17 protein-coding genes are annotated in these 26,325 nt (G+C 52.6%); 14 read left to right on the top strand and 3 right to left on the bottom strand.

Annotated features, from left to right (window positions below):
• Positions 1-27 precede the first annotated feature (27 nt).
• Positions 28-1,806, bottom strand: a complete 1,779-nt coding sequence (locus ACO7SM_RS03890) for a sigma 54-interacting transcriptional regulator (RefSeq protein WP_490469764.1) — start codon at positions 1,804-1,806, stop codon at positions 28-30.
• A 485-nt stretch (positions 1,807-2,291) separates the two neighbouring features.
• On the opposite strand from ACO7SM_RS03890, the gene ygeW reads away from it, so the two are divergent.
• Genes ygeW through arcC form a run of 5 tightly spaced genes read left to right on the top strand, consistent with a single transcriptional unit; the run spans position 2,292 to position 8,425 of the window.
• On the top strand, positions 2,292-3,479 hold the full coding sequence (gene ygeW / locus ACO7SM_RS03885) for a knotted carbamoyltransferase YgeW (protein WP_192613383.1): 1,188 nt from the start codon (positions 2,292-2,294) through the stop codon (positions 3,477-3,479).
• 57 nt (positions 3,480-3,536) lie between these two features.
• On the top strand, positions 3,537-4,733 hold the full coding sequence (gene dpaL / locus ACO7SM_RS03880) for a diaminopropionate ammonia-lyase (protein WP_490469763.1): 1,197 nt from the start codon (positions 3,537-3,539) through the stop codon (positions 4,731-4,733).
• 57 nt (positions 4,734-4,790) lie between these two features.
• Complete coding sequence (locus ACO7SM_RS03875; protein ID WP_490469762.1) at positions 4,791-6,002, top strand: YgeY family selenium metabolism-linked hydrolase; 1,212 nt, start codon at positions 4,791-4,793, stop codon at positions 6,000-6,002.
• 52 nt (positions 6,003-6,054) lie between these two features.
• Complete coding sequence (gene hydA, locus ACO7SM_RS03870; protein ID WP_490469761.1) at positions 6,055-7,440, top strand: dihydropyrimidinase; 1,386 nt, start codon at positions 6,055-6,057, stop codon at positions 7,438-7,440.
• Between the two features lie 52 nt (positions 7,441-7,492).
• The gene (gene arcC, locus ACO7SM_RS03865) at positions 7,493-8,425 is read left to right on the top strand and encodes a carbamate kinase (RefSeq protein WP_490469760.1); all 933 of its coding nucleotides are present in this window, start codon (positions 7,493-7,495) and stop codon (positions 8,423-8,425) included.
• Between the two features lie 103 nt (positions 8,426-8,528).
• On the opposite strand, the gene yqeB is transcribed toward arcC, so the two are convergent.
• Complete coding sequence (gene yqeB / locus ACO7SM_RS03860) at positions 8,529-10,154, bottom strand: selenium-dependent molybdenum cofactor biosynthesis protein YqeB (protein ID WP_490469759.1); 1,626 nt, start codon at positions 10,152-10,154, stop codon at positions 8,529-8,531.
• A gap of 48 nt (positions 10,155-10,202) precedes the next feature.
• Positions 10,203-10,973, bottom strand: a complete 771-nt coding sequence (gene yqeC, locus ACO7SM_RS03855; RefSeq protein WP_490469758.1) for a selenium cofactor biosynthesis protein YqeC — start codon at positions 10,971-10,973, stop codon at positions 10,203-10,205.
• A gap of 70 nt (positions 10,974-11,043) precedes the next feature.
• On the opposite strand from yqeC, the gene mocA reads away from it, so the two are divergent.
• From mocA to ACO7SM_RS03810, 9 genes are all read left to right on the top strand, one after another.
• Complete coding sequence (gene mocA / locus ACO7SM_RS03850; protein WP_490469757.1) at positions 11,044-11,610, top strand: molybdenum cofactor cytidylyltransferase; 567 nt, start codon at positions 11,044-11,046, stop codon at positions 11,608-11,610.
• Positions 11,611-11,944: 334 nt separating this feature from the next.
• A complete protein-coding gene (ygfK, locus tag ACO7SM_RS03845) occupies positions 11,945-15,049 on the top strand; it encodes a putative selenate reductase subunit YgfK (RefSeq protein ID WP_490469756.1) in 3,105 nt (1,034 codons plus the stop codon).
• Between the two features lie 2 nt (positions 15,050-15,051).
• Positions 15,052-16,380, top strand: coding sequence for a putative aminohydrolase SsnA (gene ssnA, locus ACO7SM_RS03840; protein ID WP_490469755.1), 1,329 nt, complete (start codon positions 15,052-15,054; stop codon positions 16,378-16,380).
• Between the two features lie 45 nt (positions 16,381-16,425).
• Positions 16,426-17,205 carry a molybdopterin-dependent oxidoreductase FAD-binding subunit gene (ygfM, locus tag ACO7SM_RS03835; protein ID WP_490470861.1) on the top strand — a complete coding sequence of 260 codons (780 nt, stop codon included), beginning with the start codon at positions 16,426-16,428 and terminating at the stop codon, positions 17,203-17,205.
• Complete coding sequence (locus ACO7SM_RS03830; protein WP_490469754.1) at positions 17,202-20,072, top strand: molybdopterin-dependent oxidoreductase Mo/Fe-S-binding subunit; 2,871 nt, start codon at positions 17,202-17,204, stop codon at positions 20,070-20,072. The genes ygfM and ACO7SM_RS03830 overlap by 4 nt, the downstream gene beginning before the upstream one ends.
• Before the next feature lie 161 nt (positions 20,073-20,233).
• Positions 20,234-21,634: a nucleobase:cation symporter-2 family protein gene (locus ACO7SM_RS03825; protein WP_490469753.1), complete on the top strand. Its 1,401-nt coding sequence runs from the start codon at positions 20,234-20,236 to the stop codon at positions 21,632-21,634.
• Positions 21,635-21,651: 17 nt separating this feature from the next.
• Complete coding sequence (gene guaD / locus ACO7SM_RS03820; protein ID WP_490469752.1) at positions 21,652-22,968, top strand: guanine deaminase; 1,317 nt, start codon at positions 21,652-21,654, stop codon at positions 22,966-22,968.
• Positions 22,969-23,000: 32 nt separating this feature from the next.
• Positions 23,001-24,368, top strand: coding sequence for a guanine/hypoxanthine transporter GhxQ (ghxQ, locus tag ACO7SM_RS03815; protein ID WP_490469751.1), 1,368 nt, complete (start codon positions 23,001-23,003; stop codon positions 24,366-24,368).
• Between the two features lie 508 nt (positions 24,369-24,876).
• Positions 24,877-26,325, top strand: a complete 1,449-nt coding sequence (locus ACO7SM_RS03810; protein ID WP_490469750.1) for a nucleobase:cation symporter-2 family protein — start codon at positions 24,877-24,879, stop codon at positions 26,323-26,325.

Raw genomic sequence — 26,325 nt, 5'->3', positions numbered from 1 at the left:
CTGAGTGCAGGCCGGATAGTAAAAGATTTATACGTTCAACAGCTCATACTTTTTGATCTTGCGATACAGCGTGGCGATACCGATACCAAGCTCATCTGCCACCTGCTTTTTATTCGAGTGCCGGGACAGCGCTTCACGGATCATCTGTTTTTCCATCTCCTCCAGCGCAGTACCTCCGGCATCATCAGACAGCAGAAGCGTGGCACTGGTGGCACCCCCTTCTGAGTCTGGCGCTTTGCCATTGCAGGTCAGATTCGGCGGTAAAAGCGTACTGTCTATCACTTCACCAGAGGGAACAACGTTAACCAGATACTCCATCAGATTACTCAATTCGCGCAGGTTGCCTGGCCAGCGATGGCGCCTGAGCAGAGCCACAACATCCGGTGCGATACCCGGATAAACCAGCCCCAAACGACGAGTATGCAGATGCAGGAAATAATGCACCAGCAGTTCGATGTCCTCCTGGCGTTCGCGCAGAGGCGGTAATGTGAGCGGAATAACGTTCAGCCGGTAGAAGAGGTCTTCGCGGAATTTCCCCTCGGCAATGAACTGTCCAAGGTTCTGGTTAGTGGCCGAGATAATACGGATATCGACCTGCACCGGGCTACTGGCGCCAATGGGCAAAACCTCCCTCGCCTCAATGGCCCTCAGCAGTTTCGCCTGTAACATTAACGGCATATCGCCAATCTCATCAAGAAACAGCGTTCCGGTATTAGCCGCCTGAATCAGGCCTGTTTTTCCGTTAACAGATGCGCCGGTAAACGCACCTTTCACATAACCAAACAGCTCACTTTCCAGCAACTGTTCCGGAATAGCCGCGCAGTTAATGGCGATAAAGGGTTTATTACGTCGCTCACTCAGTTTGTGGATAGCCCTGGCAACAACCTCTTTTCCTGTGCCGCTTTCCCCCACAATCAAAATGCTGGAAGGACTGGGAGCGATACGGCCAATCAAGCGCTTAAGCTGGCGCATGACCCGACATTCACCAACCAGTTGTTCAATATGCGGTTCGTCCGGAGCAATCGCCACGGACGAACTGGTATGCGACTGGTGGAATGCCATCAGGAATAATTGCCGCCCCTGAACGCTATGTAACTGACCGATGATCAGCTCACTTTTATCGTCCCAGGAGACTATATGTTGCATATGTCCATGGGTGAAATTACTTTCAAATGTTAACGGTCTGAACCTGACTGATTTACCAACCATATTATTCTGTACAACGCCGAGTATTTTCAGCGCCGTTTGATTAGCAAACTGCACACGATTATCTTCATCAATAACCAACACGCCCTGGTCCATATTCTCAATCATCGTCGAGAATATTTTACTGATACTGTCACTCCCGCCCTGATCCTCCAGGAGTTTCGAAACAAAAATCGTGGATATATGGCGAACGTAATCTGAAAATTCCCGTAGGTTGTCATTGATATGTTCTTGTTGCTCATGCGTTACCGCAATCAGACTTATCACTCCCACACATCGATCCTGTAGAATAACCGGGGTTCCCAGGAAGGCCTTCTCACGGCAATTTTCTTTGCTGTCGCACCCTTCACACAGCGGGTCGAATCGGGAATGCGTGACGACTTTTTCTTTTTTTGTTTCCAGAACATAGCTCAGCAGCCTGGAATTGCCGCTCAATTGACGACCGAGAAATTTTCCATAAGCGCCAGTCCCTGCGACGCGGCACAGGTTTTCATCGACAATCTCAACCTCAAGTTGCAAAACGCTGGCAAGCATTCTGGCGAAACGCTGAATTGTCGGTTGAATATGCATCAAAACGGACTGCGTAGTTGCAAGCACCATGTTTTACCTTCCGAATCGCTTAAATGACTGATCATTTAGGACATTTATGGTTCGTAAAATATAATGATATTAACTCAGACAGAATTTACTTTGATAGAAACACGGGCTGTTTATCATTTTCTAATGAAATTATGGAAGAGAAATCACATTTCCATATCAATATGAGAATTACCGGCATTAATTTATCAAACTGGCGAGTCGTAACGCACACACCAACATTAATTTTCACGACGACGCAGAGTGACGAATGCAATATTTAAAAACCAAACGTTTCCGCTAATTCATTCCTTTAGGATACACCAGCATAATTTGTGATCAAGAGCACATATAGCCTGACAAAATACGCTTTCGCCACCATTTATATAATTCTGGCACACTTATTGTTAGTCCCAGGTATGGCTGTGATAACCCCAATCAGGAGGCTTAGTCACAGTGAAACAAAATAAACCGTTTTTTGCCTGTCATTCCACTACCGGGACCTTACAATGAAAACTGTTAATGAGCTGATAAAGGATATCAATTCGCTGACCTCACACCTTCATGAGAAGGACTTTTTGTTAACGTGGGAGCAGACGCCGGACGAACTAAAACAAGTACTGGATGTTGCTGCGGCGCTGAAAATACTGCGTGCCGAGAATATCGCGACGAAAGTCTTCAATAGTGGATTAGGTATCTCTGTTTTCCGCGATAACTCCACCCGTACTCGCTTCTCTTATGCTTCCGCCCTCAACCTGCTCGGTCTGGCTCAGCAGGATCTCGATGAAGGAAAATCACAAATCGCTCACGGCGAAACCGTGCGTGAAACGGCCAATATGATCTCTTTCTGCGCTGATGCTATCGGCATTCGCGACGACATGTATCTTGGCGCAGGCAACGCCTATATGCGCGAAGTCGGTGCCGCACTTGATGACGGTTACAAACAGGGCGTTCTGCCGCAGCGTCCAGCGCTGGTCAACTTACAGTGCGACATCGACCACCCGACCCAGGCGATGGCCGACCTTGCCTGGCTGCGCGAACACTTTGGTTCTCTGGAAAACCTGAAAGGTAAAAAAATCGCCATGACCTGGGCTTACTCACCCAGCTACGGTAAACCCCTTTCCGTACCGCAGGGCATTATCGGTCTGATGACCCGCTTTGGTATGGATGTCACGCTGGCACACCCTGAAGGCTATGACCTGATCCCGGATGTTATCGAAGTCGCGAAAAACAACGCGAATGCTTCAGGCGGCAGCTTCCGTCAGGTCACCAGCATGGAAGAGGCGTTCAAGGATGCAGACATCGTTTATCCGAAGTCATGGGCCCCGTACAAAGTGATGGAAAAACGCACGGAACTTCTGCGTGCGGACGATCACGCCGCCCTGAAAGATCTGGAAAAACAGTGTCTGGAGCAGAACGCGAAGCACAAAGACTGGCACTGCACTGAAGAGATGATGAAGCTCACCCGCGATGGCGAAGCACTTTACATGCACTGTCTGCCCGCAGACATCAGCGGCGTCTCCTGCAAAGAGGGGGAAGTCACCGAGGAAGTGTTCGAAAAATACCGCATTGCCACCTACAAAGAAGCCAGTTGGAAACCGTACATCATCGCCGCGATGATCCTGTCCCGTAAATATCCAAAACCAGGCGCATTGCTTGAGCAATTGCTGAAAGAAGCACAAGTACGCATGAAATAAAATCCCGAGCCGACCTGCCGGTCGGCTCTCCATTCCTGGAGGCCAAAAGGATAGGATATGTCCGTGTTCTCATTGAAGATCGATATTGCCGATAACCATTTTTATACTGGCGAAACGTCACCGCTCTTTTCGCAGAAACAAGCCAGAGTGGCACGCCAGTTCCACCAGAAAATCGCTGGATATCATCCAACGCCGCTCCGCGCGCTGGACAGCCTTGCCAGCCTCTTTGGCGTGAAAAAAATCCTCGTCAAAGATGAATCACAACGTTTTGGACTTAACGCATTCAAGATGCTCGGCGGCGCCTACGCCATCGCCCGACTGCTCTGCGAAAAATATCATCTTGATATAGAGACGCTATCCTTCGAGCAGCTCAAAAAAACCATTGGCGAAAAAATGACGTTCGCCACAACCACTGACGGTAACCATGGTCGCGGCATCGCATGGGCAGCCCAACAACTCGGGCAAAATGCGGTTATCTACATGCCTAAAGGCTCCGCTCAGGAACGCGTTGATGCCATTCTCAACCTCGGGGCAGAATGTATTGTCACCGACATGAACTATGACGATACCGTTCGCCTGACCATGCAGCATGCCCAACAAAATGGCTGGGAAGTGGTGCAAGATACCGCCTGGGAAGGCTACACCAAAATTCCCACCTGGATTATGCAGGGTTACGCAACTCTGGCTGATGAAGCGGTAGAACAAATGCGTGAGATGGGCGTTACACCGACCCACGTTCTGCTGCAAGCGGGCGTTGGCGCAATGGCGGGCGGTGTACTCGGCTACCTGGTGGATGTCTACACGCCACAACAGTTACGCAGCATCATCGTCGAGCCGGATAAAGCCGACTGCATTTATCGTTCAGGCGTAAAAGGTGACATCGTTAATGTCGGCGGCGATATGGCCACCATCATGGCCGGTCTGGCCTGTGGCGAACCGAACCCGCTCGGCTGGGAAATTTTGCGTAACTGCTCCACACAGTTTATCTCCTGCCAGGACAGTGTTGCCGCGCTGGGAATGCGCGTGTTGGGCAATCCATTGGGCAACGATCCGCGAGTCATCTCTGGTGAGTCTGGCGCTGTAGGCTTAGGCGTTCTGGCGGCGGTTCATCATCACCCACAACGTCAGACACTGATGGAAAAACTGGCGCTGAATAAAGACTCCGTCGTACTGGTTATCAGTACTGAAGGCGATACCGATGTGAAGCACTATCGTGAAGTCGTCTGGGAAGGCAAACATCCGGTCGCACCGTAATCCCCCTATTGGAACAGACTCCGTAGGAGATACGGGGTTAAATACTGGAGAAAAATAATGGCTAAGCACATTCCATTCAAATTGATTCTGGAAAAAGCAAAAGACTACCAGGCCGATATGACGCGCTTCCTGCGCGATATGGTCGCCATCCCCAGCGAAAGCTGCGATGAAAAACGCGTCATACATCGTATTAAAGAAGAGATGGAAAAAGTCGGCTTCGATAAGGTAGAAATCGATCCGATGGGCAACATCCTCGGCTATATCGGTCACGGCCCCCGGCTGGTCGCAATGGACGCCCACATTGATACCGTAGGTATCGGTAATATCAAAAACTGGGAATTCGATCCCTACAAAGGGATGGAAACCGATGAGCTGATCGGCGGGCGCGGTACGTCCGACCAGGAAGGCGGCATGGCGTCAATGGTTTACGCTGGCAAGATCATTAAAGACCTCGGTCTGGAAGATGAATACACGCTGCTGGTCACCGGTACGGTGCAGGAAGAGGACTGCGACGGCCTGTGCTGGCAGTACATTATCGAGCAGTCAGGCATCCGCCCGGAATTCGTCGTGAGTACCGAACCAACCGACTGCCAGGTGTATCGCGGGCAGCGCGGACGCATGGAAATTCGCATCGATGTGCAGGGTGTCAGTTGTCACGGTTCGGCGCCGGAACGCGGGGATAACGCCATCTTCAAAATGGGCCCGATCCTCAACGAATTACAAGAACTTTCACAACACCTGGGCCATGACGAATTCCTCGGTAAAGGCACACTGACCGTTTCTGAAATTTTCTTCACTTCACCCAGTCGCTGTGCCGTCGCAGACAGTTGTGCTGTTTCTATCGACCGCCGCCTGACCTGGGGTGAAACCTGGGAAGGCGCGCTGGATGAAATCCGCGCCCTGCCTGCGGTCAAGAGCGCAAACGCCGTTGTCTCCATGTACAACTACGACCGCCCATCCTGGACCGGACTGGTATACCCAACCGAATGCTACTTCCCGACCTGGAAAGTAGAGGAAGATCATTTCACCGTTAAAGCGCTTGTCAGCGCCTATGAAGGGTTGTTTGGTAAAACGCCGGTCGTTGATAAATGGACGTTCTCCACCAACGGTGTCTCGATCATGGGACGTCACGGTATTCCGGTCATCGGCTTTGGCCCAGGCAAAGAGCCAGAAGCCCATGCGCCGAACGAGAAAACCTGGAAATCTCATCTGGTCACCTGCGCCGCAATGTACGCAGCGATTCCACTGAGCTGGCTGGCAACCCAATAATTATCCTTCACGCCTCTCCCTCCGGTTCGCCGGAGGGAACATGGAGTCTGCTATGCGCGTATTAATCAAAAATGGCACAGTCGTTAACGCTGACGGACAAGCAAAACAAGACTTACTGATTGAGAGCGGCATCGTACGCCAACTGGACACAGAAATTACGCCACAGCTCCCCTGTGAAGTGATTGACGCTGATGGCTGTTATGTTTTCCCCGGTGGCGTGGATGTGCATACACATTTCAATATTGATGTCGGACTTGCCCGTAGCTGTGATGATTTTTTTACCGGTACCCGCGCGGCGGCGTGTGGCGGTACAACAACCATTATCGACCATATGGGATTTGGACCGACAGGATGTCGGCTGCGTCATCAACTGGAGGTTTACCACGGTTATGCCGCACACAAAGCGGTGATCGATTACAGCTTCCACGGCGTCATTCAGCATATCAATCACGCCATCCTCGATGAGATCCCGATGATGGTGGATGAGGGGATCAGCAGTTTCAAACTGTATCTGACGTATCAGTACAAACTCAATGATGACGAAACGCTGCAAGCGCTGCGCCGTTTGCATGAGTCCGGCGCGCTGACCACCGTACACCCGGAAAATGACGCCGCTATCGCCAGTAAACGGGCGGAATTTATCGTGGCAGGGTTAACGTCCCCCCGCTATCACGCGCTGAGTCGACCGCTGGAGTGTGAAGCTGAAGCTATTGCCCGGATGATCAATCTTGCGCAGCTCGCGGGCAACGCACCGCTGTATATCGTCCACTTGTCCAACGGATTAGGGCTGGACTATTTACGCCTGGCCAGAGCCAATCATCAGCCGGTATGGGTGGAAACTTGTCCGCAGTATCTCCTGCTCGACGAGCGTCGTTATGACGCAGAAGACGGCCTGAAGTTCATCCTCAGCCCACCGTTACGTAATGTTCGCGAGCAGGACAAACTCTGGTGCGGCATCAGCGACGGTGCGGTCGATGTGGTGGCAACCGATCACTGCACATTTTCGATGGCACAACGCCAGCAGATCTCCGGCGGCGATTTCAGCCGTTGCCCCAATGGGTTACCCGGTGTGGAAAACCGCATGTCGCTCCTTTTCTCCCACGGCGTCATGAGCGGACGTATTACCCCAGAGCGCTTTGTCGATTTAACCAGCGCAATGCCCGCCAGGCTGTTCGGCCTGTGGCCGCAAAAAGGGCGGCTTGCGCCAGGTTCTGATGGCGATGTGGTCATTATCGATCCGCGGCAACGCCAGGAGATTCGCCATGCCGACCTGCACGATAACGCTGATTACTCCCCCTGGGAGGGATTCCGCTGTCAGGGAACGATTGTCCGAACCCTCTCCCGTGGTGAAACCCTTTTCTGCGATGGCGTCTTTACCGGTAAAGCGGGTCGTGGACGATTCCTGCGACGTAAAGCATTTACGCCTCCCGCGATGTAATGACAGCCCGGGATTCATAAAACAGACAACTGAATAAAATGAGTGAGGAAAAATGAGTAAGAAAATTGTTCTCGCGCTGGGCGGCAATGCGTTGGGAGACGATCTGGCGGGACAGATGCAGGCGGTTAAAATTACCTCTCAGGCCATTGTGGATTTAATTGCGCAAGGCCATCAGGTGATTGTCACCCACGGCAATGGGCCTCAGGTAGGCATGATCAACCAGGCATTTGAAGCCGCATCAAAAACACAAGCGCACTCCCCCATGCTGCCAATGTCTGTCTGCGTGGCATTGAGCCAGGGCTATATCGGCTACGATCTGCAAAATGCGCTGCGCGAAGAGTTACTCTCTCGCGGTATGCACAACCCGGTTGCAACGCTGGTGACGCAGGTCGAAGTCGACGCCAACGATCCCGCCTTCCTCAACCCGACCAAACCGATCGGCTCGTTCTTCACTCAACAGGAAGCAGAACAACTTGAGAAGCAAGGTTATACGTTGAAAGAAGATGCGGGTCGGGGTTACCGCCGCGTTGTCGCGTCACCTAAACCGGTAGACATTATCGAAAAAGAGACGGTCAAAGCGCTGGTTGAAGCAGGTCAGGTCGTTATTACGGTTGGCGGCGGCGGTATTCCGGTGATTCGTGAGGGTCATCATTTACGTGGCGCCAGCGCCGTCATCGACAAGGACTGGGCCAGCGCCCGACTGGCAGAGATTATCGATGCGGATATGCTCATCATCCTGACCGCTGTCGAAAAAGTGGCGATTAACTTTGGTAAAGAAAATGAACAGTGGCTGGATCGCCTGTCACTAACCGATGCAGAACGCTTTATCAACGAAGGTCATTTTGCCAAAGGGTCAATGCTGCCAAAAGTCGAAGCGGCTGCCACATTTGCCCGCTCCCGTCCAGGACGCGAAGCCTTAATTACAGTGTTGAGCAAAGCGAAAGAAGGGATTGAAGGGAAAACCGGCACGGTCATTTGCCAGTAACCCGTGCGCCGCTGGCGACGCTAACACGTCTTATCGGGTCTACATGGCGAATCTGCGTTGTAGGCCCGATAAGATAAGCACAGAACAAGCCGGCGATTCGACGTCAGGCAACTTCCAGTACTTCCTTAGTCGATTTCACGCCCTGATGCATCAGCATCATTAAGGCCTCCAGGACACCGCCGCCAATCGCTCTTGCTTTATCGGATACGCTGGTAAAATCAGCCGTCTCTCCACGGGGGTCAATATCGCCAATTTTAAAACCGCCTACGACCGCCAGCCCGTCATTTAACAATCCACGCACCATGCCCGACAGCGGCGCTTTAATTTCATTTTCGCCAATCCAGGCAATCACGTCGCCCTCTTCCACCAGGTCGCCTAATTTAACGTTGGTTCGCATAATGCCCGCAGCTGGCGCACGGATCACGCGCCGGGAAGTATGCCCCATAATATTTCCAGGAACGCCGGTATTCTCCAGGGCGCAACCAGAGTAAATGACTTGCCCGAGCCAGTGCCCGCGATTTGTTTCAATCACCGCATGACAGTCTTCACCCACCGTAAATCCCGGCCCCAGGGCTATCGTCACTGGTGCCATATCGGCGCGTGTACCGAGGTTTTGTTTTGCCAGAATCGCATCCACCACGCAAACAGGTTGCAGCTCATCAATCAGCGTACAGTCAGGATCAATCAATACGGGAATAAAACCGCGATCCGACAACGTGAGCGCTTCCCCGGAGGTGGTTGCCAGTTGCGCCGTCACGCCTTCTACCGTCATCTCCCCATCGAATACGGCCTGGGCAAATGCTACGCTACGGCGGATCACCGTCGGTTTTTCCACTTCCAGCATGAAAACTTTGAATCCGGCATGGAACAAACGCAACGCCACACCACTGGCGATATCCCCCGCGCCACGAATCACCACGCGTTGATGCCCGGACGGATGTGCCGCTCGCATCATCAATCCGCCAGGCGCATTGTTTTTAACCTGTAAGATTTCCGCCAGCACGCTTACCGCAATCTCCTGCGGCGTTTCAGCGCCAATGTTATACCCCACCGGAGCATGCAAGCGGGCAATGTGTTCTTCATTGACGCCTTTTTCCCGCAACTGGCGCATGAAAAGTTGGACTTTACGGCGACTCGCCAACAGGCCGAGCCACGCAACGGGTCGTTCGATCAATTTATCTAACGCTTCCCGATCCTGATTGTTCGTGGCAATGAGGACAAAATTATCGTCCCGGATCTCCAGCGCATCCACGGCGGCGGCAAAGGAGTCGGCATGCAATAAGTGGACAGACGGAGGAAAGGAATCTGGGTTTAAACTGTCGCGATAGATATCCGCCACGGCAATATCAAACCCCAGCAGCGCTGCGCCCTGCGCGATTGCGCGATTCACATGCCCGGCGCCGATTAATACCAGACGAGGTCGCAGACCGTGCACACTAATAAACACGGACATCGCCCCCCCGCAATCCGATCCCACGGCATCAGCGCCGTTACGGGCCATCCGCCCATGAAACAGACGCGGTTTTCTCTCTTGCAACGCCTGTAGCGCTTCCTCAATAACTTTTCGTTCTACCATCCCACCGCCAATGGTTCCGATAATAGACCCATCCTGACGTACCAGCATTTGCGCGCAATGACGGGGCGTTGACCCCCGGCTATCAACAATTTGCGCCAGCGCAAACGGACAATTTAACGTTTCAAGTCTTGCAGCCTCTGTGAAAATATTCATAAAAACCTCAATGGATATCCTTTCGGTAACCCGGTTTCCCCGGGGTCGCTATCTCACAAATCTGCGTGTGATTGCAGGGCGTTCCTGAGCATCCCCCAACCAGACGGCATCTATATCTCCCTGTAATAGCGGTTGAATCAGTTCATTTTCATCAACGTGATTCTCACATTGAGAAAAACGGTTGATGAACCAGATCCGCCGACTGGTTGGCGGAGTGTTCTTAAATGCGCCCTGTGGATGTTGAACCAGCCGGATAAGATCCCTCAGTCGTAGGGGAACATCAGCCCTCAGGCCAGTGATCCCAGCAAACGTCGACCATCGATGCACATTGTCTGCCCCTGTTTTTTGCCCCAGGGTATGCCCGCCCATGACGGCAATCACACTGCAACTGCATTCAGGTATGCAAGGTTCGTGCTCATCCGGCGCTTTCAGCGGAAATCCGCGCGCGCCATCAGCTTCGACGAGAATCACGTCACATTCTGGCCGTTCAACTAACGCGTCAATGACGGCGGGCTGAAAGCCACGCGCTTTACCCAATGGCGCTTTCCATGCGTGAAAACATACCTGTATCGGTTGCATGAGTTGTTGATGAGGTAATTTCGCGGGTTCGTGACAGAAGATAATCGGCCAGGGTGTCTGGGGCAGAAACATATGCGTGGTCGTCGTAATCAACACCCGTCGACCGCAAGCGTGAAAAAGTTGAGCCAACCAGAAAAGGGTACTGGTTTTTCCTCCGGCGCCGACAACCGAAATAATCGTCGGATGTTTCTGTACACCCAAATCAAAGAATAACGACGTGGGGGTTATTATACTCTTCACTATCCTTCATGAGCCTCTGTGGTGACGACATTCTCTGGTCATGCCATAACAACAAAATAAAGGAATCACTATGCCAGACATCGACTGCATAATTACTGCCGCCGGATTATCATCAAGAATGGGAAAATGGAAAATGATGTTACCCTGGCAAGAGGGAACAATTCTTGATGCAAGTATCAAAAATGCGCTGCAATTTTGCAGCCGAATTATTCTAGTCACTGGCCATCGCGCCGATGAACTTCATCATCGCTATGCTGACCAGTCGAATATCATTATTACGCACAACCCAGAGTATGCCCATGGATTATTTTCGTCAATACAAACGGCAGCCACCGCAGTGAGCAGCGAATACTGCTTTATCACGCATGGCGACATGCCCTGCCTGAATGCGAATATTTTTAGCAAACTCTGGTCGTTACGTAATAATGGCGCACTCATTCCATACTATAAAGGTCGGCCAGGACACCCTGTTTTATTACCGAAAACGTGTCTGATACAGGCGATATCCCAACCCAATGTCAGTAGTATGCGCCAGGCATTACTGTTGGGTGAACATTATACGATTGAAATGACAGAGGCTGGCATTACTTTAGATATCGATACCCCCGAGGATTTTATCCGTGCGAGGAATAGGTAATAACAAAATTAATCAGCGGAGTTAAACGATTGCGTTCAAATATTTTTACTGCATTCTCCCCCCTTATCATAATGATAAGATCTCGCTATTTTGAGAAAATTAATCAAGCCATTCAACCAGGCACCATCAATATCCACCCAGACTGATTTTAATTCTCATCTGGTATCTGTGAGATATTTCACAAAGCATATCTAAGATTAGAAGCTCCTCACAAAATTTTATTTTTATGCCGTTAATTCGTAAGAGTGGTGCGAATGTTGCTCTATATCCCCAAACCGCCGGATTTCTCTACACCGGTCAATCAATGATATCTGTATAAGCTAAGGAGAGGGTTATGGGGGATATTATGCGTCCCATTCCGTTTGAGGAGCTTTTGACGCGCATATTTGATGAATACCAACAACAACGCTCTATCTTTGGTATTCCCGAACAACAGTTTTACTCGCCAGAAAAAGGGAAGTCGGTCAGCGTATTTGGTGAAACCTGTGCCACTCCCGTCGGTCCCGCCGCTGGCCCGCACACTCAGCTTGCCCAAAACATTATCACCTCCTGGCTAACCGGTGGTCGCTTCATCGAACTCAAAACTGTCCAGATCCTGGATCGCCTGGAGCTGGAAAAACCCTGTATCGATGCTGAGGATGAGTGCTTTAACACCGAATGGTCTACCGAGTTCACGCTGCTTAAAGCCTGGGATGAATATCTCAAAGCCTGGTTTGCCCTGCACTTGCTGGAACAGTTACTGCAGCCTTCTGACTCAAACGCAGGTAAATCATTTATCTTTAATATGAGCGTCGGCTACAACCTTGACGGAATTAAACAGCCACCGATGCAACAGTTCATCGACAATATGATGGACGCATCGGCACATCCGAAGTTCGCGCAATACCGCGACACGCTCCATCAGTGGCTGCATGACGACGCCTTTTTGGCGCGTCACGACCTTCTCCAACACCGGGAAAATCTGCACTCATTACCTGCCCGCATCCCTGCCAGCATGGTGCAAGGGGTCACGCTTTCGACAATGCACGGTTGTCCACCACACGAAATCGAAGCCATCTGCCGCTACATGTTAGAAGAGAAAGGGTTAAATACTTTCGTGAAGCTCAACCCAACGCTATTGGGTTACGAGAGAGTGCGTGAAATTCTTGATAACTGCGGCTTCGGTTACATTGGACTGAAAGAGGAGTCTTTCGAGCACGATCTTAAGCTGGCTCAGGCCCTGGAAATGCTGCAACGGTTGATGGCGCTGGCAAAAGAAAAATCACTCGGTTTCGGCGTTAAACTGACGAACACGCTGGGAACAATTAATAACAAAGGCGCCCTCCCCGGCGAAGAGATGTACATGTCCGGTCGGGCGCTATTCCCACTCTCCATCAATGTGGCAGCCGTTCTTTCCCGCGCCTTCGACGGCAAATTACCTATCTCCTATTCCGGCGGCGCAAGCCAGCTCACTATCCGCGATATCTTTGATACCGGTATTCGCCCTATCACCATGGCAACCGACCTGTTGAAACCCGGTGGTTACCTGCGCCTGAGCGCCTGTATGCGGGAACTGGAATCCTCGGATGCGTGGGAGATGCAACACGTCGATGTCGCACGCCTGAACGCACTGGCGGAAGACGCCATTACCATGGAGTACACGCAGAAGCACTGGAAGCCAGAAGAGCGTATTGACGTTGCTGAAGGTTTACCGCTTACCGACTGCTATGTCGCGCCCTGCATTACAGCCTGCGCCATCAAACAGGATATTCCTGAATACATTCGCCTGCTCGGCGAGCACCGCTACGCCGACGCGCTGGAACTTATCTATCAACGCAACGCCCTCCCGGCTATCACCGGCCATATCTGCGATCATCAGTGTCAGTACAACTGTACCCGACTGGACTATGACAGCGCGCTGAATATCCGCGAACTTAAAAAAGTCGCACTGGAGAAAGGCTGGGAAGAGTACAAACAACGTTGGCATAAACCGGCCGGTTCCGGTTCACGTCATCCTGTCGCGGTGATTGGCGCAGGCCCTGCGGGACTCGCCGCAGGTTACTTCCTCGCCCGGGCTGGGCATTCCGTCACCCTGTTCGAACGTGAAGCAAATGCGGGCGGCGTGGTGAAAAATATCATCCCTCAGTTCCGTATTCCGGCGGAGTTAATTCAGCATGATATCGACTTTGTCGCCGCTCACGGCGTGAAGTTTGAATATGGCTGCGCACCGGATCTGACCGTTGAGCAGTTAAAAAATCAGGGCTACCAGTATGTCCTGATCGCGACCGGTACCGATAAAAACAGCGGCGTAAAACTGGAGGGCGATAATCCACACATCTGGAAATCACTCCCCTTCCTGCGCGAATACAACGCGGGAGCAAACCTGACGCTGGGCAAACATGTCGCGATCGTCGGCGCAGGTAACACCGCGATGGATTGCGCACGCGCCGCGCTTCGCGTGCCTGGCGTGGAAAAAGCCACCGTCGTTTATCGTCGCTCTTTACAGGAAATGCCCGCCTGGCGCGAAGAGTATGAAGAAGCGCTGCATGATGGCGTCGAATTCCGTTTCCTGAACAATCCAGAACGCTTTGATGCCGACGGCACGCTAACGCTGCGTGTGATGTCACTTGGCGAACCCGATGAGAAAGGTCGACGCCGTCCCGTCGAAACTAACGAAACCCTGACCCTCCATGTCGATAGCCTGATCACGGCCATTGGCGAGCAGCAGGATACCGAGGCGTTAAATGCAATGGGTGTGCCGCTGGATAAAAATGGCTGGCCGGAGGTCAACAATAGCGGTGAAACACGTCTTACCAACGTCTTTATGATTGGCGACGTCCAGCGTGGCCCCTCATCCATCGTTGCGGCTATCGACTCGGCACGTCGGGCTGCGGATACCATTCTCTATCGGGAAAATATTCGTTCCCATCACGGAGATAAGCGCTGGAGCAACGTCAGCCCCGCAGAGATCTACCAACGCAAAGGCGCGATATCCGTGGCGATGGTCGACAAAAACGATCGCCACGCGTTTGTGGCGCAGGAAGCGGCGCGCTGCCTTGAATGCAACTATGTCTGCAGCAAGTGCGTTGACGTCTGTCCGAACCGCGCCAACGTTTCGATTCCGGTGCCTGGCTTCCAGAATCGCTTCCAGACACTGCACCTGGACGCGTACTGCAACGAATGCGGCAACTGCGCCCAATTCTGCCCGTGGCAAGGTAAACCATACAAAGACAAGATCACTGTCTTCAGCCTGCCACAGGATTTCGACAACAGCAGCAATCCAGGATTCCTGGTGGCAAATGACCAGGTGCGGGTACGGCTCAATCGTCAAAACTGGGTATTAAACATTAACAGCGAAGGTCAGTTCGCCAGCATACCGCCAGAGCTGGATGAAATGTGCCGCATCATCAGTGAAGTCCACCAGCATCATCATTACCTGCTGGGTCGGGTGGAGGCGTAATCATGTTAATACTGAAAAATGTCACCGCCGTGCAACTCCATCCGGCAAAAGTGCAGGAAGGCGTTGATATTGCCATCGAAAAAGACGTTATCGTCGACATCGGCGATGCGCTGACGCAGCGCTACCCGGCAGCGCAGTGGAAAGAGATGCATGGCCGGATTGTGATGCCAGGGCTGGTCTGTGCGCATAACCATTTTTACTCCGGTTTATCACGCGGGATCATGGCGAACATCGCCCCCAGCCCGGATTTTATCTCGACGCTGAAAAACCTCTGGTGGCGACTGGATCGCGCGCTGGATGAAGAGTCGCTCTACTACAGCGGGCTGATTTGCTCAATGGAGGCCATTAAGAGCGGATGCTCAGCGGTCATCGATCACCATGCGTCCCCGGCATACATTGCCGGGTCGCTCTCCACGCTGCGCAGCGCATTTTTAAACGTTGGCCTGCGCGCCATGACCTGCTTTGAAACCACTGACCGTAACAATGGAATCAAAGAGTTACAGGAAGGCGTTGAGGAGAATATTCGTTTCGCTCGCCAGATAGATGACGCGCGTAAAACCGGAAGTGAGCCGTATCTGGTCGAAGCGCATATTGGCGCTCACGCCCCCTTTACGGTACCGGACGCCGGGCTGGAGATGCTACGCGAAGCGGTTAAAGCGACGAAGCGTGGGTTACATATCCATGCCGCTGAAGACCTTTACGACGTTTCCCACAGCCACCACCTGTACGGCAAAGATTTGCTGGTCAGGCTGGCCGAATACGACCTTATCGACAGTAAAACACTGGTGGCGCACGGCCTGTATCTGTCTGCTGAGGATATCGCTCTGCTGAATCAGCAGGATGCCTTCCTGGTGCATAACGCCCGTTCCAACATGAATAACCATGTCGGCTACAACCCTCACCTTACCCACATTCGCAATCTGGCATTGGGTACTGACGGTATCGGCTCCGACATGCTTGAAGAGATGAAGTTTGCCTTCTTCAAACATCGCGACGCTGGCGGACCGCTATGGCCAGACAGTTTTGCGAAAGCGCTGGCTAACGGTAACGAGCTGTTGAGTCGTAACTTCGGAGCGAACTTTGGTCGACTGGAAGCAGGCTACAAAGCTGATTTAACGCTGTTCGATTATTCTGCGCCGACCCCACTGGTGGCAGAAAACGTCGCCGGGCATATCGCTTTCGGCCTCGGTTCCGGCAGTGTGCATAGCGTCATGGTAAATGGCGTGATGGTGTATGAAGACCGCCAGTTCACTTTCGATTGTGATTCAATTTATGCGCAGGCCAGAAAAGTCGCCGCCAGTATGTGGCGCCGGATGGATGCACTGGCATAGCCCACGCCCTCTCCTTCAAAGGAGAGGGATTGATGAGGAAAGATGATGATTGAACAATTTTTCAGGCCCGACTCCGTAGAACAGGCGCTGGAACTTAAGCGCCGCTACCAGGACGATGCCATCTGGTTTGCCGGGGGCAGCAAACTCAATGCCACTCCGACACGTACCGAGAAACGTATTGCCATTTCCTTGCAGGATCTGGAACTGGATTGGGTGGACTGGGACAACGGCGCATTGCGCATCGGGGCGATGACTCGCCTGCAACCCTTACGCGATGCCCGCTACCTCCCGGCTGCGCTACGGGAAGCGTTAGGTTTTATCTACTCCCGCCATTTACGCAACCAGTCAACCATCGGTGGTGAAATAGCCGCCCTACAGGAAGAATCCGTTTTACTCCCCGTGCTGCTGGCTCTGGATACGCAGTTGGTTTTTGGTAACGGCGAAAACCTGTCACTGGAGAGCTATCTGGCCTCCCCACGCGATCGTCTGCTGACTGAAATTATCATTAAAGATCCATACATCCCCTGCGCCACCCGCAAAGTCAGCCGCTCGCAGGCAGGATTAACCGTGGTGACCGCGGCCGTTGCGCTAACAGAACACGACGGTATACGCATCGCGTTGGATGGCGTGACAGACAAACCGCTACGGTTGCGCGATGTGGAAACGCAAAAACTGGAAGGCAGCGCGCTGGAACACGCGGTGGCTAACGCAATATTCCCGCAGGAAGATGTACGAGGCAGCGTAGCGTATAAGCGCTATATCACAGGAGTCCTGGTGGCCGATCTTTATGCTGACTGCCAGCAGGCCGGGGAGGAAGCCGTATGATAATTCACTTTACGTTAAACGGCGCGGCGCAGGAGATGAAAGTGAATCCTGGCGAAAACGCGCAAGCACTGCTGTTCAACCTGGGTATGCACTCAGTACGCAACAGTGACGACGGCTTCGGCTTCGCCGGCTCCGACGCGATTCTGTATAACGGACGCATCGTCAACGCCTCCCTGCTGATCGCCGCGCAGTTAGATCAGGCAAAGATCAGCACGACAGAATCCCTGGGTAAATGGAATGAACTGAGCCTGGTGCAGCAGGCAATGGTCGATACCGGTGTAGTACAATCCGGATACAACGATCCGGCCGCCGCCCTGATTATCAGCGATCTGCTCGATCGTATCGCCCTCCCCACCCGTGAAGATATCGATGATGCACTCTCTGGTTTGTTTAGCCGCGATGCGGGTTGGCAGCAATACTATCAGGTGATCGAGCTGGCTGTGGCGCGTAAAAACGACCCGCAGGCCAGTATCAATATTGCGCCCACCTTCCGTGATGACCTCGCTGTGGTTGGCAAACTCTTGCCTAAAACAGATGCCGCTAAAATGGTGCAGGCCAAGCCCTGCTATGTAGAAGACCGCATTACACCAGACGCTTGCGTCATCAAAATGTTGCGAAGCCCGCACGCACACGCGCTCATTACGGATCTGGACGTCAGTAAAGCACAAGCGCTGCCCGGCGTGGTTCACGTAATCACCCATCTTAACTGCCCGGACATCTATTACACACCGGGCGGTCAGAGCGCGCCGGAACCCTCTCCTCTCGACCGCCGTATGTTTGGTAAGAAACTGCGTCACGTCGGCGATCGTGTTGCCGCAGTGGTCGCGGAAAGCGAAGAGATTGCGCTGGCTGCATTGAAGCTCATCCACGTCGAGTATGAAGTGCTCAAGCCGGTCATGTCGATTGATGAAGCCATGGCAGAAGACGCGCCGGTGGTTCACGATGAACCGGTCGTGTATGTCGCCGGTGCGCCGGACACACTGGAAGAAGATAACCGCCACGCGGCGCAGCGCGGCGAGCACATGATCATCAACTTCCCGATTGGCTCACGCCCCCGGAAGAATATTGCGGCCAGCATTCACGGTCATATCGGCGATATGGAAAAGGGCTTTGCTGATGCTGATGTCATTATCGAACGCACCTATTCCTCCACTCAGGCGCAACAGTGCCCGGCAGAGCCTCATATCTGCTTTACACGTATGGACGGCGATCGCCTGGTGATTCACGCCTCAACCCAGGTTCCGTGGCACCTTCGCCGTCAGGTTGCGCGTCTTGTCGGCTTGAAGCAGCACAAGGTACATGTCATTAAGGAGCGCGTGGGCGGCGGCTTTGGCTCCAAGCAGGACATCCTGCTGGAAGAAGTCTGCGCGTGGGCCACTTGCGTGACCGGGCGTCCGGTTTATTTCCGCTATACCCGCGAAGAGGAGTTTATAGCCAATACTTCCCGCCACGTCGCGAAAGTGACGGTGAAACTGGGCGCGAAAAAAGACGGTCGCCTGACAGCAGTAAAAATGGATTTCCGTGCCAATACAGGGCCTTATGGCAACCATTCCCTCACCGTCCCCTGTAACGGCCCTGCGCTTTCGCTGCCACTGTACCCCTGTGACAACGTCGATTTTCAGGTCACCACCTACTACAGCAATATTTGCCCCACTGGCGCTTATCAGGGTTACGGCGCACCTAAAGGTACGTTTGCCATGACCATGGCACTGGCGGAGCTGGCTGAGCAGTTGCAAATAGACCAACTTGAGATTATTGAACGCAATCGGGTTCACGAAGGGCAAGAACTGAAAATACTCGGCGCAATCGGCGAAGGTAAAGCGCCGACCTCTGTCCCTTCTGCCGCCAGTTGCGCACTGGAGGAGATCCTGCGCCAGGGACGTGAAATGATTAACTGGACTTCACCCAAACCGCAGGACGGTGACTGGCGCACAGGTCGTGGGGTCGCCATCATTATGCAGAAATCGGGGATTCCGGATATCGATCAGGCCAACTGCATGATCAAACTGGAATCGGATGGCACCTTTATCGTTCACTCCGGCGGCGCAGATATTGGAACCGGACTCGACACTGTGGTGACGAAGCTGACGGCGGAAGTGCTGTGCTGTGCGCCGCAAGAGGTTCACGTCATCTCAGGCGATACCGACCATGCGCTCTTCGACAAAGGCGCCTACGCCTCGTCCGGAACCTGTTTCTCGGGTAATGCGGCGCGTAAAGCGGCGGAGAATCTGCGGGAAAAAATCCTCTTTCACGGGGCGCAAATGCTGGGTGAGCCTCTGGCCGACGTTCAACTGGCCTCGCCAGGCGTCGTGCGCGGCAAACACGGAGAGGTCAGCTACGGTGATATCGCCCATAAAGCGGAGACTGGCACCGGCTTTGGTACGCTGGTTGCCACCGCCAGTTATATCACCCCCGATTTCGCCTTCCCGTATGGCGCAAACTTTGCCGAAGTCGCAGTCAATACGCGTACTGGTGAAATCCGTCTGGATAAATTCTACGCATTGCTGGACTGCGGCACGCCGGTGAACCCAGAGTTAGCGCTGGGACAGATTTACGGTGCGTCGATGCGTGCTATCGGCCATAGCCTGACCGAAGAAATTCTCTATGACGCGCAAGGCCATCCGCTGACCCGCGATCTGCGCAGCTACGGCGCCCCCAAAATAGGCGATATTCCGCGTGATTTTCGTGCAGTCCTGGTGCCGAGCGACGATAAAGTCGGCCCCTTTGGCGCCAAATCCATCTCTGAAATCGGTGTTAACGGTGCCGCCCCCGCCATCGCGACCGCGATTCATGATGCCTGTGGCGTCTGGTTGCGGGAATGGCATTTCACACCGGAGAAAATACTGACCGCACTGGAAAAAATGTAACGACGTGGGCCGCTTCGGCGGCCCGTTTCCATGATTCAATAACGATTAAATGTCGTCTGCGGAAATGAGATAAGCCGTTCTCAGGGCGTCCTATACCTTAAATTCCCAGAATTTAATCCTGCTGACTCAGATGATCAAATTTGCTTATAAGGAGTGAAGGGATGTCTGATTTAACGCGTGCAGGCTCAGATCTTATTTACGAACTGGAGGATCGCCCTCCCTTTCACCAGGCCATTATTGCCGCCATCACTCATCTGCTGGCCATCTTCGTGCCGATGGTGACGCCAGCATTAATCGTTGGCACCGCGCTACAGCTCTCTGCTGAAACGACCGCCTATCTGGTTTCAATGGCGATGATCGCATCCGGCATCGGCACATGGCTACAGGTAAACCGCTACGGTATTGTCGGTTCCGGCTTACTCTCCATTCAGTCGGTTAACTTTTCATTTGTGACGGTCATGATTGCGCTTGGCAGCAGTATGAAAAGCGACGGTTTTCATGAAGAGTTGATCATGTCGTCTCTGCTCGGTGTTTCCTTCGTCGGCGCCTTTCTGGTGGTGGGTTCTTCTTTTATCCTGCCTTATTTGCGCAGAGTGATAACCCCAACCGTCAGCGGTATTGTGGTGCTGATGATTGGCCTGAGCCTGATTAAGGTCGGCATTATCGATTTTGGCGGCGGTTTCGCGGCAAAAAGCAGCGGTACATACGGGAATTACGAAAATATTGGCGTCGGTTTGCTGGTACTGGTCGTGGTCATCGGATTCAACTGCTGTCGCAGCCCGCTACTGCGAATGGGCGGTATCGCGATTGGGCTGTGCGTTGGGTATATCGTCTCTTTATGCCTTGGTATGGTGGACTTTCGCAGTATGCAGAACCTGCCGCTGGTCACCATACCGCACCCCTTCAAATATGGTTTTCAGTTCAATTTTCATCACTTCCTGGTCGTCGGCACCATCTACTTACTGAGCGTGCTGGAGGCGGTGGGTGATATTACCGCGACGGCAATGGTGTCCAGACGCCCGATTCAGGGAGACGAATATCAGTCACGCCTGAAAGGGGGCGTGCTGGCGGACGGTCTGGTATCCGTCATCGCTTCGGCAGTGGGTTCTCTGCCGTTAACGACCTTCGCACAGAACAACGGGGTGATTCAGATGACTGGCGTCGCTTCACGCTATATCGGACGCTCGATCGCCGTGATGCTGGTGATCCTCGGGTTATTCCCGATGATCGGCGGGTTCTTTACCACTATCCCTTCGGCGGTACTTGGCGGCGCAATGACGTTAATGTTTTCGATGATTGCGATCGCCGGGATCCGCATCATTATCACCAACGGGCTTAAACGCCGGGAAACGCTGATTGTCGCCACCTCGCTAGGACTTGGGCTTGGCGTCTCCTATGACCCGGAAATTTTCAAAATATTGCCTGCCACCATTTATGTGTTAGTGGAAAACCCCATCTGCGCAGGCGGGCTGACAGCCATTCTGCTGAATATCATTCTCCCCGGCGGCTACCGACAAGAAGAAGTCTTATCGGGCATCGCGGCTGTGGATGAGACGGATTAACTGTAAAGGAGTTTACGATGTCAGGAGAACAGACGTTAAAAGCAGTACGGGGCAGCTTTATTGATGTCCCTCGTACCGTCGAAGACCCCGAAGAAATCGCATCGGCGCTACGGTTTATTGAAGACGGGCTGTTGCTTATCCGCCACGGGAAAGTCGAGTGGTTTGGCGAATGGGAAAAGGGAAAACATCAAATCCCTGACTCCATTCGCATCCGCGACTATCGCGGAAAACTGGTCGTGCCGGGGTTTGTCGATACCCATATCCACTATCCACAGAGCGAAATGGTGGGCGCTTATGGCGAGCAGTTGCTGGAATGGCTGAACAAACACACTTTCCCCACAGAGCGCCGCTACAAGGATCTGGAATATGCCCGCGAGATGTCCTCTTTTTTCATCAAGCAGTTATTACGTAACGGCACCACCAGCGCTCTGGTCTTCGGCACGGTTCATCCCCAATCGGTAGATGCGCTGTTTGAAGCCGCAAGCCATATCAATATGCGCATGATTGCTGGCAAAGTGATGATGGATCGTAACGCGCCGGATTATCTGCTGGATGATGCCGAAAGCAGTTACCTGCAAAGTAAGGATCTGATTGAACGCTGGCACAAAAATGGTCGTCTGCTGTACGCCATCACGCCGCGCTTCGCACCGACCTCCTCCCCACAGCAGATGGCGATGGCTCAGCGCCTGCGGGAAGAGTACCCCGATACCTGGGTGCATACCCATTTATGTGAAAACAAAGACGAAATTGCCTGGGTGAAAGAACTCTACCCTGACCATGACGGCTATCTGGATGTGTATCACCAGTACGGTTTAACCGGTAAAAATTGCGTTTTCGCCCACTGCGTACATCTGGAGGAAAAAGAGTGGGATCGCCTGAGTGAAACCGGTTCAAGCATCGCCTTCTGCCCAACCTCCAACCTCTACCTCGGCAGCGGTTTATTCAACCTGCAAAAAGCCTGGCGTAAGAAAATTAAAGTCGGCATGGGGACTGACATTGGGGCAGGAACAACATTCAACATGCTGCAAACGCTGAACGAAGCCTACAAGGTCGTGCAATTGCAGGGATACCGACTCTCGGCCTATGAAGCGTTTTACCTTGCCACACTGGGCGGAGCGAAAGCACTGGGGCTCGACAACCTGATCGGCAATTTTATTCCGGGCAAAGAGGCGGACTTCGTGGTGCTGGAGCCCACGGCGACGCCTCTTCAACAACTGCGTTATGACAACTCGGTATCTCTGGTCGACAAATTGTTCGTGATGATGACGTTGGGCGACGATCGCTCGATTTATCGCACCTATGTCGATGGTCGTCTGGTTTACGAACGGACCTGATGTAACACTCACATTCTGCTGAGGACATTATTATGTCTGGAGATCTACTGCAAAACACCGACTCACCGAAATCTCGCGGCGCGTTGGATGCTTATTTTAAAATTTCAGCCCGGGGTAGCACGGTTCGCCAGGAGGTGCTGGCCGGATTAACCACTTTTCTTGCCATGGTGTATTCCGTCATCGTTGTCCCCGGAATGCTGGGTAAAGCGGGCTTTCCACCCGCCGCCGTTTTCGTCGCCACCTGTCTGGTTGCGGGTTTCGGCTCATTGTTGATGGGGCTATGGGCAAACCTGCCAATGGCGATCGGCTGTGCTATCTCTCTTACCGCCTTTACTGCATTTAGTCTGGTGCTGGGGCAACACATCAGTATTCCTGTCGCCCTCGGCGCTGTCTTCCTGATGGGGGTTATTTTTACCGCCATCTCCGTCACCGGCATACGCACCTGGATCCTGCGTAATCTACCGATGGGGATCGCCCATGGTACGGGGATCGGAATTGGACTGTTCCTGCTACTCATCGCGGCTAACGGTGTCGGTATGGTCATTAAAAATCCGCTGGAAGGGCTGCCGGTGGCGCTCGGGGCATTCACCTCATTTCCGGTTCTGATGAGCCTGTTGGGACTGGCGGTGATTTTTGGTCTGGAGAAAAGTCGCATCCCTGGCGGGATCCTGCTGGTCATTATCGCCATCTCGGTTATCGGCCTGATTTTTGATCCCGCAGTCAAATACCATGGCCTGGTGGCGATGCCCAGCCTGAGCGGTGAAGATGGAAAATCACTGATTTTCAGTCTTGATATCATGGGCGCATTACAGCCAGCGGTATTACCTAGCGTGCTGGCGCTGGTCATGACTGCGGTGTTTGATGCCACCGGTACTATCCGTGCCGTCGCCGGTCAGGCGAATCTGTTAGACAAAGACAACCAGATAATCAATGGCGGTAAGGCGCTGACCAGTGACTCCATTAGCTCCGTGTTCTCCGGACTGGTGGGCGCCGCACCTGCCGCCGTGTATATCGAATCTGCGGCGGGCACCGCTGCCGGTGGCAAAACCGGGCTGACCGCCACTATCGTCGGCTGTCTGTTCCTGTTGATTCTGTTTCTATCACCGCTCTCGTATCTGATCCCTGGCTACGCAACCGCCCCCGCGCTGATGTATGTGGGGTTACTGATGTTGAGTAACGTATCGAAGCTGGATTTCAATGACTTCATTGATGCTATGTCCGGACTGGTTTGCGCCGTCTTTATCGTTCTGACGTGCAACATCGTTACCGGGATTATGCTCGGTTTTGTCACCCTGGTCGTGGGGCGCGTTTTCTCACGCGAGTGGCATAAGCTGAATATCGGAACCGTCATCATCACCATCGCGCTGGTCGCATTTTATGCGGGTGGATGGGCGATATAAAAACACAGGCTCCGCGCAAGTCTGCACGGAGCCTGTCCCTGTGAATGTCCGTCAGACCGCCTGTCACCCGGCAGGCAGTTCGAGCTCAGATACCGCGAGGCAATAAACGGGCATATCTTTGCGAGCAGTGAACGTTATTTGATACGTTGCAACTTGCATCAAACTAAAAAATGAATAGCGGTGAATCTTTCTTTAATTAACCTCATTGATGATTCTTAAAATTCCACAGAAATAGCCGGTAAAATACAGGCTGCCTGGGTAATAAAAATGAATCACCCGATCCCATAATGATTAAAGAGTTATCAATATGAGAATAACAAAAGATCAAATCCAGGCCGTCTCTCTTTATCCAATGTTCCCAACATTCACCATAATGTGACTCCTTCCGCATTTCCACCCTATACCTATCCACACAGACTAAAACTGGCATCCCACGAGCATGTCCTTTTACTGTTTTAGCAAGCGTAAACGGTTGCTTTTTACTCAGGCGAGTTAAAGGAGAAAACGCATGAGCGCCATAGATTCTCAATTGCCCTCATCCTCGGGTCAAAACCGCCCTACCGATGAGGTTGACCGCATACTCTCTCCAGGAAAACTTTTCATACTCGGTCTCCAGCATGTTCTGGTCATGTACGCTGGCGCAGTTGCGGTACCGCTGATGATTGGCGACAGACTCGGGCTCAGCAAAGCGGAAATTGCTCTGCTCATTAGCGCCGATCTTTTTTGCTGTGGTGTCGTTACGCTTTTGCAATGTATCGGCATCGGTCGCTTTATGGGAATTCGCCTGCCAGTGATTATGTCGGTTACGTTTGCCGCCGTTACGCCAATGATTGCTATCGGTATGAATCCGGATATCGGTCTGCTGGGTATTTTTGGCGCGACAATTGCTGCGGGTTTTATCACAACGTTACTCGCACCGCTAATCGGTCGTTTAATGCCATTATTCCCCCCACTGGTGACCGGCGTGGTGATTACCTCTATTGGACTGAGTATTATTCAGGTTGGCATCGACTGGGCGGCGGGAGGGAAAGGAAATCCTGAATATGGCAACCCGATATATCTAGGCATTTCTTTTGCCGTATTAATTTTTATTTTACTCATTACACGTTATGCCAAAGGTTTTATGTCCAACGTTGCCGTTTTACTCGGCATTGTATTTGGCTTTGCATTATCGTGGATGATGAATGAAGTTAATCTGTCAGGCCTGCACGATGCCTCATGGTTCGCGATTGTGACACCGCTGGCCTTTGGCACACCGGTTTTTGATCCCGTCTCAATTCTGACGATGACGGCAGTACTGATCATTGTTTTTATTGAATCGATGGGGATGTTCCTGGCGCTCGGGGAAATTGTTGGGCGTAAACTCTCCTCACAAGACATTATTCGCGGGCTGCGCGTGGACGGCGTAGGCACAATTATTGGCGGCCTTTTTAACAGCTTCCCTCATACCTCATTTTCACAAAACGTCGGTCTGGTCAGCGTGACGCGCGTGCACAGCCGTTGGGTTTGCATTGCTTCCGGTATCATTTTAATTCTGTTTGGCATGGTGCCTAAAATGGCTGTCCTGGTCGCCTCAATTCCGCAATTTGTCCTCGGCGGCGCGGGTCTGGTGATGTTTGGCATGGTGCTGGCAACCGGGATCCGCATTCTGTCACGCTGTAACTACACCACCAATCGTTACAACCTCTACATTGTGGCGATTAGCCTTGGCGTCGGCATGACACCCACGCTGTCCCATGACTTTTTCTCCCAGCTACCCGCCGTTCTCCAGCCGCTACTCCACAGCGGCATTATGCTGGCAACGGTCAGCGCCGTGGTATTGAATGTTTTCTTTAACGGCTATCAGCATCACACCGAGCTGGCGCAAGAATCGATCTCCGATAAGAAATTAAAGGTCAGAACCGTCCGTATGTGGTTACTGATGCGCAAACTGAAAAAAAACCAGCAGGATGAATAA

The organism is Citrobacter sp. LJND-P06, assembly GCF_058188415.1.
This window is presented reverse-complemented; position numbering and strand designations above follow the sequence as displayed.